Annotated in this window: 11 protein-coding genes; 7 read left to right on the top strand and 4 right to left on the bottom strand. The window is 72.1% G+C overall.

The window, feature by feature from the left end; translation table 11 throughout:
- Positions 1-12 precede the first annotated feature (12 nt).
- From IF37_RS0119470 to IF37_RS0119460, 3 genes are all read right to left on the bottom strand, one after another.
- On the bottom strand, positions 13-804 hold the full coding sequence (locus IF37_RS0119470; RefSeq protein WP_030744020.1) for a membrane protein: 792 nt from the start codon (positions 802-804) through the stop codon (positions 13-15).
- Positions 805-1,104: 300 nt separating this feature from the next.
- On the bottom strand, positions 1,105-1,638 hold the full coding sequence (locus IF37_RS0119465; protein ID WP_030744018.1) for a 2'-5' RNA ligase family protein: 534 nt from the start codon (positions 1,636-1,638) through the stop codon (positions 1,105-1,107).
- Positions 1,639-2,088: 450 nt separating this feature from the next.
- On the bottom strand, positions 2,089-3,453 hold the full coding sequence (locus IF37_RS0119460) for an MFS transporter (protein ID WP_063886397.1): 1,365 nt from the start codon (positions 3,451-3,453) through the stop codon (positions 2,089-2,091).
- 215 nt (positions 3,454-3,668) lie between these two features.
- On the opposite strand from IF37_RS0119460, the gene IF37_RS0119455 reads away from it, so the two are divergent.
- Together IF37_RS0119455 and IF37_RS0119450 are read left to right on the top strand one after the other, a co-directional pair.
- Positions 3,669-3,908, top strand: a complete 240-nt coding sequence (locus tag IF37_RS0119455) for a hypothetical protein (RefSeq protein WP_030744012.1) — start codon at positions 3,669-3,671, stop codon at positions 3,906-3,908.
- The gene (locus IF37_RS0119450) at positions 3,908-4,285 is read left to right on the top strand and encodes a hypothetical protein (protein ID WP_030744010.1); all 378 of its coding nucleotides are present in this window, start codon (positions 3,908-3,910) and stop codon (positions 4,283-4,285) included. Before IF37_RS0119455 ends, IF37_RS0119450 begins: the two co-directional genes overlap by 1 nt.
- Before the next feature lie 61 nt (positions 4,286-4,346).
- Here IF37_RS0119450 and IF37_RS0119445 read toward each other — a convergent pair whose 3' ends face one another.
- Entirely contained in the window at positions 4,347-5,396 is a 1,050-nt protein-coding gene (locus IF37_RS0119445) for a LacI family DNA-binding transcriptional regulator (protein WP_030744007.1), read from the bottom strand.
- A gap of 257 nt (positions 5,397-5,653) precedes the next feature.
- Between IF37_RS0119445 and IF37_RS0119440 the strand changes: the two genes are divergently transcribed.
- From IF37_RS0119440 to IF37_RS0119420, 5 genes are read left to right on the top strand one after another with little or no spacing between them, the layout of a single operon-like run.
- The gene (locus IF37_RS0119440; RefSeq protein WP_030744004.1) at positions 5,654-6,949 is read left to right on the top strand and encodes an ABC transporter substrate-binding protein; all 1,296 of its coding nucleotides are present in this window, start codon (positions 5,654-5,656) and stop codon (positions 6,947-6,949) included.
- A gap of 6 nt (positions 6,950-6,955) precedes the next feature.
- Positions 6,956-7,867: a carbohydrate ABC transporter permease gene (locus tag IF37_RS0119435; protein ID WP_030744002.1), complete on the top strand. Its 912-nt coding sequence runs from the start codon at positions 6,956-6,958 to the stop codon at positions 7,865-7,867.
- Positions 7,864-8,799: a carbohydrate ABC transporter permease gene (locus tag IF37_RS0119430; RefSeq protein WP_030744001.1), complete on the top strand. Its 936-nt coding sequence runs from the start codon at positions 7,864-7,866 to the stop codon at positions 8,797-8,799. The genes IF37_RS0119435 and IF37_RS0119430 overlap by 4 nt, the downstream gene beginning before the upstream one ends.
- 28 nt (positions 8,800-8,827) lie before the next feature.
- Positions 8,828-10,090, top strand: a complete 1,263-nt coding sequence (locus IF37_RS0119425; RefSeq protein ID WP_030743998.1) for a hypothetical protein — start codon at positions 8,828-8,830, stop codon at positions 10,088-10,090.
- A complete protein-coding gene (locus IF37_RS0119420) occupies positions 10,083-13,103 on the top strand; it encodes a glycoside hydrolase family 38 C-terminal domain-containing protein (protein WP_030743996.1) in 3,021 nt (1,006 codons plus the stop codon). Before IF37_RS0119425 ends, IF37_RS0119420 begins: the two co-directional genes overlap by 8 nt.
- The last annotated feature ends 189 nt before the right edge of the window (positions 13,104-13,292 follow it).

Raw genomic sequence — 13,292 nt, 5'->3', positions numbered from 1 at the left:
TGTCATGGCGTGTCATGGCGTGACATCGGGCCGGGTGTCCTTGCGGGAGACGGCCAGATGGCCGACGAAGCCGAGGATGGCCACCGTCCAGGACAGCGTGACCGGCCCGAGGCCCAGGCCGAGTCCGCCTCGGCCACCGCCGACGGCCATCCAGTCGGCGACCGACGCACCGAGCGGGCGGGTGAGGACGTACGCGGCCCAGAACGCGGCCACCGCATTCAGGCCGCCCCAGCGGTGGGCGACGGCCGGAACGGCGATCGCGGCGGCGTACAGGACGGCGGAGCCCAGGTAGCCGAGGCCGATCGTGGCGGTGAGGTCGCCCGCGGCGGTGCCCAGCGCGAACGTGGCCAGCACGGCGGCCCAGTAGAAGGTCTCCCGGCGCCGGGTGCGGATGCCGTGGATGGACAGGGTGCCCTCGCTGCGGTACCAGAGGACGAGGACGGCGGCCAGCGCCGCCAGGAAGAACGGGGTCGCGAGGGCGTACGACACACCGAGGCCCACGTGCAGCACGTCGGCGGCCATCGTGCCGAACACGCTCACCATGACGATCGCCGTCCAGTAGACCCAGGCCACGTACCGCCGGACGGCGAACTGCGCCGCCAGGGCGACCACCAGGCCGGCGCCGCCGAGACCGACGGCGGGGATCGGGCCGAGGACATGGGCCAGGAGGTCGGAGGCCGTCTCGCCCATGCCGGTCGTCAGCACCTTGATGATCCAGAAGTAGACGGTCACCTCCGGCACCTTGCTCGCCGCGCGCTGGATGTTGCCCGAGGGCCGGTGGTAAGTGAGGTGATCAGTCGACATGGCAGGCACGATGACATGGCGCCCGGCCGTCGTCCCAGACCCTTTTGCCAGAGCTTTGTCGCCTCTGGTACTCACGTTGCCCGAGGCGCGCGTGAACCTGAGCGCAACCTGAACGGCGGGACGGATGGCCTGGTCAGAGGCGTGCGACCGGTGATAGAACGCTGGCGGGTTCGGGGGCCGGCAGAGGCGGGGCCCTCAAGGACAGGGCCCTCAGGGGCAGGGCCCTCAAGGACAGGGCCCTCAGGGGCGGGGCCCTCAAGGACAGGGCCCTCAGGGGCGGGGCCCTCAAGGACAGGGCCCTCAGGGGCGGGGCCCCAGCACCTCCAGATGGCCGGTCAGGGTGTCGTAGCTGCGCAGGGTGGTGAGCCGGACCGACAGCGGCGGCGCCGGGAGCAGCTCGGGGACCCGCCGGTCGGTGAAGGCACCGGCCCGCCGGGTCCGGCCGAGAGTGACGTGCGGGCTCCAACGCCCGGGTTGATGGAAGGGGTTGAGCGCCTCGGACGGGCTGTCCGAGGCCACCGCCTCCCACACCCGGCGGTGCAGGTCCGCCAGCGCGGAGTCGAGGTCCAGCGCCCAGGCCAGCACCGAGGTGGGCCGCTCGAAGCGGACCAGGCCGGTGAACCGCACCGGCAGCGGCAGCGCGGCGGCCACCTCGGCGAGCTCCCAGCGGATCGGGGCGGTCAGCTCCGGGCAGGCGGCCAGGGTGAGGTGCGGGCTGTTGGTCGGTGAACGGTGGCGTGCCTGGCTGGGCAGCCCCGCGTCCGCGAGCCGCCGCCATGCCTCCCGGACCGCCGCCTCCGCCGCCTCGTCCAACAGGAGTTCGACCGTACGCACCGCCGCAGCCTACCGGCGATCGCGCGCGGTTTCCGCCGCCGGCCGGTCCGTCCGGCCGCGGCCCGGTCGGTCCGCGGTCCGCCGGCGGTTCCGGCGCCCCGGGTGGCACTGCCCGCGGGCGCGGCCGGTCCTGCGTGGCTCATGCGACCGCGCGGCGCTCCACGCACCCGTGGCGGCGGCCCGGTGATTCGCCGTCCGGCCGCACCGGCACTCCGGGCTTCCGACGCGGCCACGGCACTTGCGGACAGGGGCTCGGAGACCAGCCGCGCGGGGCGTCCGCCCCGTGCGTCCCCCGGCTCCCGCGCGGGAGCGGTTCCGGAGCCAGGTCGGCCCGCGTGTCGATGACGAGGAGCGCGGCGCGGTGCGGCTGGGACGGCATGGCCTCACCGTACGCCCGGGCTTCCGTGCGCGGCGGCGGCCCCGGGAGGCCCTGCGTCCCGGCCGCGCTCGTCACAGGTGTTCGGTACGGGCGGCGGTGCCGGTCGGCTCGGGGCCGGGCCGCCGGTCCGGGCTCGTCGTACGCGTACGGCCCGCCAGGCAGGCCGCGCCCGCGATCGGCACCAGCAGCAGGACGAACGCCGTGGCGAACGCGGGGAGGCGCCCGGCCGTTCCCGCCGACACCGCGCTGAACAGAGCCGATGACAGTGCCAGGACCAGGGTCTGGCCGAGGTTCTGCGAGATCTGCATCGCGCCGCTCACAGAGCCGTGCCGGCCGGCCGGCGCGTGGGCGAGCGACAGCAGTGTCAGCGAGGGCGCCGCCAGTCCCATGCCGACGGCGGCCAGCGCCATGGCGGACACCGCCGTGGCCGCGGGCACCGCGGGCAGGGTGCAGAGCGCGGCCAGTGCCACCGAGACCGCCATGGTCCCGGCCCCGACCGCGACGAGCCGGTGCCTCGGCACGCGGTCCTGGAGACGGCCCTGCGCCCAGGACGCCCCGGCCCAGGCGAGCGCCGCCGTGGTGAACGCGAGTCCGGTCACGACGCCGGGCACCCGTCGGGCCGTGCTGAGCATGAGGGGTACGAAGGCTTCGAGCGTGAAGTAGGCGCCCGAGGTCAGCGCGCGCAGGAGCACCGTGGCGGGCAGTCCGCGCCCGGCCCGCCAGGTGCCCGGGGGCAGCAGGCGCGGGGCGAAGGCCACGAGCAGTGCCAGCCCGGCCGCCAGACAGGCCGCGTGCCGGACGTTCCAGGCCGAGACGCCGTACTGGGTGAGGGCGGCGGCCACGCTCACCACGACCGCCGCGGGCAGGGCGGACCGCCGTACCGGTCCCTCGGTTTCCTCGTTCCCGGCCGCCGCTCCGGACCACGCCGTCGGCCGCCGCAGGAGCAGCACCGCGGCCACCGCCGGGATCAGGGTGAGCCCCGCGAGGCCGAAGAACACCGCCCGCCACGACCACCAGGCCGCGACGGCCCCGGCGAGCGGCGGGCCCGCCAGCGACGGCACGATCCAGCAGGCGCTCATCAGGGCCAGGGCGCGGGCGCGCAGGTGGTCCGGGTAGGACTGGCCGATGGCCGCGTTGACGGACACCGCCACCATCCCCGCCGCGATGCCGTCCGTGAAGCGCCCGAGGGCCAGCTGCCAGATGGTGGTGCTGGTCGCGGAGACGAGCAGGGTCACCACGGTCAGGACCACTCCGGCGATCAGGGGCCGGCGGGCCCCGCCGCGGTCCGCCCACGCGCCGCCGAGGACTCCGCCGAAGAGGCTCGCGGCGACGAAGGCCCCGGCGACGAGGGGGTACAGGCCGACTCCGTCGAGGTCTTCGGCCGCCACCGGGAGCAACGGCATCACCGCGAGCGAGGCGAACCCGGTCAGGAACATCACGGCCGCGAAGCTGGCGGTGGTGGCCAGGTACCCGCGCGCGAACAGACCGGTGGACGCGGCGGTTCGGCCGGGTGCGGAGCGAGGGCGAGGGCGAGTCACGGGCAGCAACGTAGGGGCCGGCACTTGGTCTACGCCAATGCTTTTATCTGCCAGGGCCTGTCCCGGTCTGCCATGACCTGACAAGCCCGGTACCAACTAGGTACCATCGGAGCATGCCATCACTGAACGTGTCCTTCTCCGACGAGGAAATGGAAGGCGTCCGTGCCGCCGCGGCGGCGGAGGGCAAGAGCCTGAAGCAGTACCTCCATGACCTCGGCGTGCGGGAGATGCACCGCAGGCGGTTCGTCGCCGGCGCCGTCACCTGGGCCGACAGGCTGCGCGGCGAGTTCGACGAGGCGTTCCCCGACGAGGTGCCCCCCTCCGGGCGCGGCGGCGGGGCTGCGGCCGCCTGATGGTTCTCCACATCGATGTCTCCTGGCTGCTCGACGTCCAGGAGGCGGCCCTCGGGCACGAGGACGTGACCGTGACGGACTACTCGGCGCTGGTGGCGGCCGTCGCGCGGCACAAGACCAAGCTGCCGACGCTGGAGACGGCCGACCCCGACAGCGCCTGGCGCGCGGCAGCGCTGCTGCACACGATCGTGCGCCTCGAACCGCTCCCCCACCGGAACAGCCTGTTCGCCGCTTTCGTGGCCGCTCAGTACATGGACCAGTCCGGTGAGGGCATCGACCCGCCGTACGGCGCCCTGTCCGAGCTGGTCCGGAAGGTCCGGGACACCCGTCTGAGCGTCTACGCCGTCGCCGAGGCGCTGCGTTCCTGGCGGATCTGAAGCGGGGGCACCCGCCTCCGCCCCGGCGTCCGGTCAGGGGCGGGGCCCTCGCGCCCGCGGTTCACCGTGCCGTCGGCGCCGGTCCCGTGCTCTCGCGGGCGATCAGTTCGGGCAGGGGGACCTGGACCGTGCCCGGGGCGGCGCCGTCCAGGAGGGAGACCAGTTCCCCGGCCGCCGCGCGGCCGAAGGCCACCGTGTCCCGGGAGAGCGCGGAGAGCCACGGCTTGACCATCCGGCACAGCGTGGAGTCCTCCCAGGACACCACCGACACCTCGTCCGGCACGGCGAAGCCCAGTTCGGCCGCGGCGGCGACGCCCGCGACCGCCATCACGTCGTTGTCGTAGATCAGCGCGGTGGGCGCGGCCCGGGCGGTCAGGACCCGGCGGGTGACGGCCGCTCCCTGCGCGTCGGAGTAGTCCGTGGTCACCGAGCGGACCTCGGTCAGCCCGCGCCGTTCGGCCTCGGCCCGCAGGCTGCGCACCCGCCGCTGGGTGTGCGCGAGGCCGGGGAGCCCGGCGATGTGCACGATCCGCCGGTGCCCCAGGGCGTGCAGTTCCCCGACGACGGCGGCCATCGCACCGGCGTCGTCGGCCCACACCGCCGACAGCCGCGGGTTCAGCCCGGCCGGCGCGCCCCCGATGACCACGGCGGGCAGGCCGAGTTCGTCGAGGAGTCGGGGGCGCGGGTCGTCGGTGCGGGGGTCGACCATGAGGACGCCGTCGACCCGGTGCTCGGCCCACCACGCCCGGTACACCGCGCATTCGTCCGCGATGTCCTCCACGACCTGGAAGAGCAGGCCGAGATGGCGCTCGGCCAGCACTTCCTGGATGCCGGAGACCAATTGGAGGAAGAACGAGTCCACGCCGAGGGTGTGGGCGGGGCGGGCCAGCACGAACCCGACCGTCGCCGCGCCCTCGCCGGAGAGCTGGCGTGCGGCCGTGCTCGGCCGCCAGCCCAGCTGTTCCGCCACCCGGCGCACCCGGGCCCGGGTCACCTCCGAGACGCCGGGGCGGTTGTTGAGGGCGAAGGAGACGGCGCTCTCGGAGACCCCCGCCCGCCGCGCGATGTCCTTCATCGTCGGCCGGCGAGCCGGTGCACGCTTGTCCGTCACTTCCGCTCCCCTTCGCTGGCATCGCGCACTAATGCGCTTGAGCTACCTCAGCCTAAAGCGCATTAGCAGCAGGAGGCAAGAGCCGCATGTCGTCTTTGTTCAGCTCCCGTCAACCCATCTGACCTGCGGTTTCCATCATCGTGAGTAAGTTTTCGGACGAATCCATTGACATTTTTCCGCCGAAGGATGCAATGTCTGCCTCTGAACCCGTGGCCGGCACCGTCGCCGTGGCCCGTCGTCCGAAGGAGTCCCCAGCCGTGCGCATATCCCGCAGAACCCTCGCCACCGCTGTCGTCGTCGCGGCCCTGCTGCCGCTCAGTGCCTGCGGCACCGGGGGAGACGACAGCTCGTCGGGCGACGCCTCGGGCAAGATCCAGGGCGACATCACCTTCCAGACCTGGAACCTGCGCGCCAACTTCAAGCCCTACTTCGAGGGCCTGATCTCCGACTTCGAGCACAAGTACCCGGGCACGCACGTGAAGTGGGTCGACCAGCCCGCCGAGGGCTACGCCGACAAGATCAGCGCCGAGGCGGCCGGCGGCAGCCTGCCGGACGTCGTCAACGTCTCCCCCGACCTCGCCGCCCCGCTCGCCAAGGCCGGCCTCGCGCTGGACCTGGACAAGGACAAGACGGCGGCGAAGTACCGGAGCGAGTACCTGCCCGGCGCCTGGAGCAGCACCGCCGTCCCGGGCCTCTCGGGCACCTGGGCGTTCCCCTGGTACCTCAACACCGGCCCGCTGTTCTACAACAAGGCCCTGTTCAAGGAGGCCGGTCTCAACCCCGACCAGCCGCCGAAGACGTACGCCGACCTGTTCAAGGACGGTCTGGAGATCGCCAAGAAGACCGACGGCAAGGTCGCCACCCTCTCCAACGTGCCGGCCATCGAGGACTTCGGCCGCTACGGCGTCCCGCAGATGAACAAGGAAGGCACCGCCTTCGCCTTCAACGATGCCAAGGGTGTCGAACTCCTCACCAAGTACAAGGAGTTGTACGACGCCAAGGCCCTCGACCCGCAGGCGCTGGCCGCCACGCCGGAGTCGGCCGGCCACAAGTTCCTCACCGGTGCCGTCGCCATGAACCCCGGCAGCGCGCTGGACCTGAAGAACTTCAAGACGCAGGCGCCGAGCCTGTACAAGAACATCGGCATCACCGACCAGATCACCAGCACCGGGCACGCCAACATGTACGTGATGGGCCTGCTGGTCAGCTCCCAGTCCAAGCAGAAGCCGGCGGCCGTGGCGTTCGCGCACTTCGTGACCGACGCGCAGCACCAGATGTCCTTCGCCAAGAAGGTCGCCATCTTCCCGAGCACCGCCGGCTCCCTCGACAACCCGTACTTCACCAAGGAGGACGGCACCGACGAGACCCGGGTGCGGGTGGCCGCCGCCAAGTCCCTGAAGACGGCCGTGAACTACACCCCGGTGCTGTTCAGCGACCAGATGAAGACCGCGCTCCAGCAGGAGGTCGCCAAGGCGCTCCAGGGCAAGCAGAGCCCCAAGCAGGCCCTGGACAACGCTGTCAAGGCCTGTGACCAGCTGCTGAAGCAGGGCTGATCCGTCGTGGCCCTCTCCTCCCCTGCCCGTCGAGGCTCCCGGGTGCGGCGTCAACTGCCCACCAGCCCGTGGCTGTTCGCCGCACCCGGACTGCTCGTCATCGGCGCGTTCGTGCTATACCCGTTCGTCTCCACGGTGGTGAACTCGTTCACCGACCGCCGCACCCTGATACCGGGTCACTTCGTGGGTCTCGCCAACTTCCGCGAGATGCTCCACGACGACATGTTCTGGATCGCCCTGCGCAACAGCGCGCTGTACGTCGTCGGAGTCGTCCCGGCACTGGTGCTCCTGCCGCTGCTGCTCGCGCTGCTGGTGCAGAAGCACATCCCCGGCATCTCGTTCTTCCGGTCGGCGTTCTACACCCCGGTCGTCGCCTCGATCGTGGTCGTGGGTCTGATCTGGGTCTGGCTGCTGGACGAACGCGGCCTCGTCAACTCGCTGTTGGAGTCGCTCGGCGGCGGACAGGTCGGGTTCCTCAGCGACCAGTGGCTGATCCTGCTGAGCGCCATGGCGGTCACGGTGTGGAAGGGCCTCGGCTACTACATGATCATCTATCTCGCCGCGCTGGCGAACGTGCCGCGCGAACTGCACGAGGCCGCCGCCGTGGACGGCGCGGGTCCGGTGCGCCGCTTCCTCTCGGTCACCATGCCCGCGCTGCGGTCCACGATGGTCCTGGTGGCCGCGCTCGCCTCGGTCTCCGCCTTCAAGGTGTTCTCCGAGGTGTACCTGATCGCGAACCCGACCGGCGGCCCGGGCGGCGAGGACACCACCCTCGTCATGCTCGTACAGCGCACCGGCACCGGTCTGAGCGGCCGGGTCGGCTACGCCTCCGCCATCTCCGTGGTGGTCTTCCTGATCACCGTGGTGCTGATGCTGCTGGTGCTGCGCGCGGACCGGAAGGACGAGGCACGGGCATGACCGACATCACCACCCCCGCCCGGCAGGGCGCCCCCCGGGGCCGTTCGGCCGACGACACCCCCCGGCGGGCTCCCCGCCGGTCCCGCTTCACCGACGAGACGGGCCGGCGCGTCCGGCCCGTGGAACTCGTCGTCCGCTACGTCCTGCTGCTCGTGGTGCTGGCCCTGACCATCGGCCCGTTCCTGTGGCAGCTGTCGACCTCGCTGAAGGGTCCGACGGAGGACATCTACAGCTCTCCTCCGTCGTTCCTGCCCGAGCATCCCACGCTGCGCAACTACAGCCGGGTCGCCGACGTCATCCCGGTCTGGGACTACGCCCTGAACTCCCTGAAGGTCGCCGTCGCCAGCGTGGTCACCAACTGCGTCGGCTCGGCCCTCGCCGGCTACGCCCTGGCCCGGCTGCGCTACCGGGGCCGCGGGGTGGCCACCCTGGTCTTCATCCTGGCGCTGCTGGTGCCCGCCGAAAGCATCATCATCGCCCAGTTCACCACCATGCGGTCGCTGGAGCTGAACAACACCCTGATCGGCGTGGTGCTGCCGGGCTGCATCGGCGCGATGAACGTGCTGCTGATGCGCAACGCCTTCCTCAACCTGCCGCACGAGGTCGAGGAGGCCGCCTACGTCGACGGCGCCAACGTCTGGCAGCGGTTCCTGCGCATCGCGCTGCCGTCGGTCAAGGGCACCCTCGCCGTGGTGGCGATCTTCGCCTTCATGGGCGCCTGGGACGACTTCCTGTGGCCGCTGATCGTGCTCGGCGACCCGTCGAAGTTCACCCTCACCGTCGGCCTGAACTATCTGCACGGCACGTTCGCCAACGACCAGCGCCTCGTCGCCGCCGGCACGGTCATCGCCGTGGCGCCGCTCATCGTTCTCTTCGCCTGCCTCCAGCGGTTCTTCTTCCGGGGGGTCGGCGAGGGGGCTGTCAAGGGCTGACCACCGTACACCCCCACCAAGGACATCCATGTCTCCTGCCGTGCGCTTCGGCGTCAACTACACCCCCAGCGAAGGGTGGTTCCACCACTGGCTCGACTTCGACCTCGACTCGGTACGCGCCGACCTCGACTCCATCGCCGCGCTCGGCCTCGACCACGTCCGGGTCTTCCCGCTGTGGCCGTACTTCCAGCCGAACCGGGCCCTGATCCGCCCCAGGGCGGTGGAGCAGCTCGTGGCGCTCGCCGACGCCGCCGCCGAACGCGGCCTCGACGTCAACGTGGACGGTCTGCAAGGCCATCTGTCCAGCTTCGACTTCCTGCCCGCCTGGACCCGGACCTGGCACCGGCGCAACCTGTTCACCGACCCCGACGTCATCGACGGCCAGGCCGCCTATCTGCGCACCCTCGCCGCCGCCCTCGCCGACCGCCCCAACTTCATCGGCATGACCGTCGGCAACGAGGTCAACCAGTTCTCCGCCGGCCCCCACCCGGACCCCGACCGGGCCACCCCGGAGCAGATCGACGGCTGGCTGGAGCGCATGCTCGCCGCCTGCGAGGACGGCGCCCCCGGCCGGCTGCACCTGCACGCCGAGTACGACGCCACGTGGTACCAGTACGACATGCCGTTCACCCCCGCCCAGGCCGCCCGCTACGGCGGGGTGACCGCCGTGCACTCCTGGGTGTTCAACGGCACCGCCCAGCGCCACGGCCGTGACTCCGTCCCCAGCGAGCACCACGCCGCCTACCTGGTCGAACTGAGCAAGGCGTGGGCGGACGACCCGCACCGGCCGGTCTGGCTCCAGGAGGTCGGCGCCCCCGCGCCGCTGGTGCCCGCCGAGCACGCCGCCGCCTTCGCCGAGGCCACCGTCACGAACGTCCTGGACTGCCCCGACCTGTGGGGGATCACCTGGTGGTGCTCCCACGACGTCTCCCGCGGCCTCGCCGACTTCCCCGAACTCGAGTACAGCCTCGGCCTGCTGACCAACGACCGGCAGCCGAAGGACATCGCCCGGGTCCTGTCCGACGCGGCCGGCCGGACCCACCGCGCCCCGGCACCCCGCACGACCGCCCTCGTCGTACCCGCCGACCCTCGGGAGCGCGCCGCGCTCGCCCCGGGCGGAAGCGTGTACGACGCCTTCTTCCAGCTCACCGCCGACGGCGCCCGGCCCACCACGGTCCTCGACGTCCGCGCGGACGACGCGGCCCACCTGGCGGCCCGCGGTGTCACCGAGACCGTCACGGCCGAGCAGGTCCTCACCCAGCACCACCGATGGAGCACCCGTCATGCATGACGACCGTACGTTGATCGAAGCCCGTCTGAAGCGTGTCCTGGACGAGCGCATCCGTCCTGCCGTGTACCCGGAGTCCGTGCCGCTCGACGTGGCGGTGTGGCACGCGCCGGGCGAGCCGGTGCCGGTCGCGGAGGGTCTGGCCGCCGAGCCGGAGCCGATCGAGGTGGGCGCGCGCTGGGGCGCTCCGTGGGGGACGAGCTGGTTCCGGGTGACCGGGACGGTGCCCGAGGCGTGGGCGGGGAAGACGGTCGAGGCCCTGCTGGACCTCGGGTTCGACGAGAACATGCCGGGTTTCCAGTGCGAGGGCCTGGTCTACCGGCCCGACGGGACTCCCGTGAAGGGGCTCAACCCGCGTAACCAGTGGGTGCGGATCGGTTCGCCCGTCGCGGGCGGCGAGGAGGTGCGCCTGCACGTCGAGGCCGCGTCCAACCCGGTGATCCTGGACTACCACCCCTTCCTGCCGACGCAGTTGGGAGACAAGGAGACGGCCGGCAGCGAGCCGCAGTACACGCTCACCCGCATGGACCTCGCCGTGTTCGACGAGACCGTGTGGCAGCTGGTGCTGGACCTGGAGGTGCTGGGCGAGCTGATGGCCGAGCTGCCCGCGGACTCCGCGCGCCGGTACGACATCCTGCGCGCGGTCGACCGCGCCCTGGACGTCGTGGACCTCCAGGACGTGAACGGCACCGCCGGGCGCGCCCGTGAGCAGCTGACCGGGGTGCTGTCCGCCCCCGCCGTGCCCTCCGCGCACCGGATCAGCGCCGTCGGGCACGCGCACATCGACTCGGCGTGGCTGTGGCCGCTGCGGGAGACGGTGCGCAAGGTGGCGCGGACGACGTCGAACATGACCGCGCTGCTGGAGGACGAGCCGGAGTTCGTCTTCGCCATGTCCCAGGCGCAGCAGTGGGCGTGGGTGAAGGAGCACCGGCCCGAGGTGTGGGCGCGGGTGAAGGCGGCCGTCGCCGAGGGCCGGTTCGTGCCCGCCGGTGGCATGTGGGTGGAGTCGGACACCAACATGCCCGGTTCGGAGGCGATGGCCCGGCAGTTCGTGCACGGCAAGCGGTTCTTCCTCGACGAGTTCGGCATCGAGAACGAGGAGGCGTGGCTGCCGGACACCTTCGGCTTCGCCGCGGGCCTGCCGCAGATCATCAAGGCGGCCGGGTCCAAGTGGCTGCTGACGCAGAAGATCTCCTGGTCGCAGACGAACAAGTTCCCGCACCACACCTTCGACTGGGAGGGGATCGACGGCACGCGGATCTTCACCCACTTCCCGCCCGTGGACACCTACAACTGCTCGATGAAGGGCAGCGAGATCGCCCACGCGGCCCGCAACTTCAAGGACAAGGGCCGGGCCCGGCACTCCCTGGCCCCCACCGGCTGGGGCGACGGGGGCGGCGGCACCACGCGCGAGATGGTCGCCAAGGCGGCGCGCATGCGCGACCTGGAAGGCTCCGCGCAGGTGGTGTGGGAGACGCCGCGCACGTTCTTCGAGAAGGCCGAGGCCGAGTACCCCGAGCCGCCGGTCTGGGTGGGCGAGCTGTACCTCGAACTGCACCGCGCCACCCTCACCAGCCAGGCGCAGACCAAGCAGGGCAACCGGCGCAGTGAACACCTGCTGCGCGAGGTGGAGTTGTGGGCGGCCACGGCCGCGGTCCGCACCGGGTTCCCGTATCCGTACGAGGAGCTGGACCGCATCTGGAAGACGGTCCTGCTGCACCAGTTCCACGACATCCTGCCCGGCTCGTCCATCGCCTGGGTGCACCGCGAGGCCCGCGCCACCTACGCCCGGGTCGCCGCCGAACTGAACGCGATCATCGAGGGCGCCCAGCGGGCGCTGGCCGGTGAGGGCGGCCGGGAGCTGGTGTTCAACTCCGCTCCGCACCTGCGGTCGGGTGTCGCGGCGGGTGGTGCCGCCGCGCCGGCCGCAGCCGGTGCCACCAGCGTCGTACCGCGCGAGGGCGGCGGGTTCACGCTGGACAACGGTCTGCTGCGGATCGAGGTCGACGCCCAGGGCCTGGTCGTCTCCGCCTACGACCCGGCCGCCGGTCGCGAGACCATCGCCCCGGGCCGGGCCGGCAACCTCCTCCAGCTCCACCCGGACTTCCCCAACATGTGGGACGCCTGGGACGTGGACGAGTTCTACCGCAACACCGTCACCGACCTCACCGACGCCGAGTCCGTCACCCCGGGCGACGACGGCGCGTCGGTGCGGGTCGTCCGGGCCTTCGGCGCCTCGCGGGTCGAGCAGGTGCTGTCACTGCCGCCGGGCGAGCGGCGGCTGGTGGTGGACACCGAGGTGGACTGGCACGAGACGGAGAAGTTCCTCAAGCTGGCCTTCCCTCTGGACGTGCACGCCGAGCGGTACGCCTCGGAGACCCAGTACGGACACGCCTACCGTCCCACCCACACCAACACCTCCTGGGAAGCGGCCAAGTTCGAGGCCTGCAACCACCGCTTCCTGCACCTGGAAGAGCCCGGCTGGGGCGTGGCGGTCGTCAACGACTCGACGTACGGCCACGACGTCACCCGCACCGTCCGCACGGACACCGACCACGGCACCACCACCACGGTCCGGGTGTCCCTGCTGCGGGCTCCGCGCTTCCCCGACCCGGAGACCGACCAGGGCGTCCACCGCTTCCGCCACGCCCTCGTCCCGGGCGCGGCCATCGCCGACGCCGTCCGCGAAGGCTGGCGGATCAACCTGCCCGAGCGCCGTCTGACGGGTGCCCGCGAGGTGACCCCGCTGATCACCGCCGACAACGACGCCGTCGTCGTCACCGCCGTCAAACTCGCCGACGACGGCAGCGGGGACGTCGTCGTCCGCTTCCACGAGGCCCACGGCGGACGCGCCCGCACCACCCTGACGGCCGGCTTCGCGGTCGCGGACGTCGCCGTCACCGACCTCCTCGAGCGCCCGCTGCCCGAGGAGACCGCCCCGGAACACGAAGGCGAACGGATCACCGTGCGCCTGCGCCCGTTCCAGCTGATGACGCTCAGGCTGCGGCGCGCCTGAGCCGAGGGGTGCGGGTCCGGTACCGGGCCCGCACCCCTCTGTCGTCCCCGGCGGTCCGCCCCCTACTGCCCAGTGCCGGTGCGGTGTTCGACCGCGGCCTTCACCAGTCCGGCGAAGAGGGGGTTGGCGCGGGTCGGCCGCGAGCGCAGCTCGGGGTGGGCCTGGGTGGCGACGAGGTAGGGGTGGACG

It is taken from the genome of Streptomyces sp. NRRL S-31 (assembly GCF_000718775.1).
Classification (GTDB): domain Bacteria; phylum Actinomycetota; class Actinomycetes; order Streptomycetales; family Streptomycetaceae; genus Streptomyces.
Note: the sequence above shows the minus strand (reverse complement) of the source record. Positions and strands in the feature narration are given on the sequence as shown.

Bases quoted from the DNA above. Each gene is read 5' to 3' on its own strand.
- IF37_RS0119470 (WP_030744020.1), bottom strand. From the start codon at position 804: ATGTCGACTGATCACCTCACTTACCACCGGCCCTCGGGCAACATCCAG.
- IF37_RS0119460 (WP_063886397.1), bottom strand. From the start codon at position 3,453: ATGTTCCTGACCGGGTTCGCCTCGCTCGCGGTGATGCCGTTGCTCCCG.
- IF37_RS0119455 (WP_030744012.1), top strand. From the start codon at position 3,669: ATGCCATCACTGAACGTGTCCTTCTCCGACGAGGAAATGGAAGGCGTC.
- IF37_RS0119450 (WP_030744010.1), top strand. From the start codon at position 3,908: ATGGTTCTCCACATCGATGTCTCCTGGCTGCTCGACGTCCAGGAGGCG.
- IF37_RS0119430 (WP_030744001.1), top strand. From the start codon at position 7,864: ATGACCGACATCACCACCCCCGCCCGGCAGGGCGCCCCCCGGGGCCGT.
- IF37_RS0119425 (WP_030743998.1), top strand. From the start codon at position 8,828: ATGTCTCCTGCCGTGCGCTTCGGCGTCAACTACACCCCCAGCGAAGGG.
- IF37_RS0119420 (WP_030743996.1), top strand. From the start codon at position 10,083: ATGCATGACGACCGTACGTTGATCGAAGCCCGTCTGAAGCGTGTCCTG.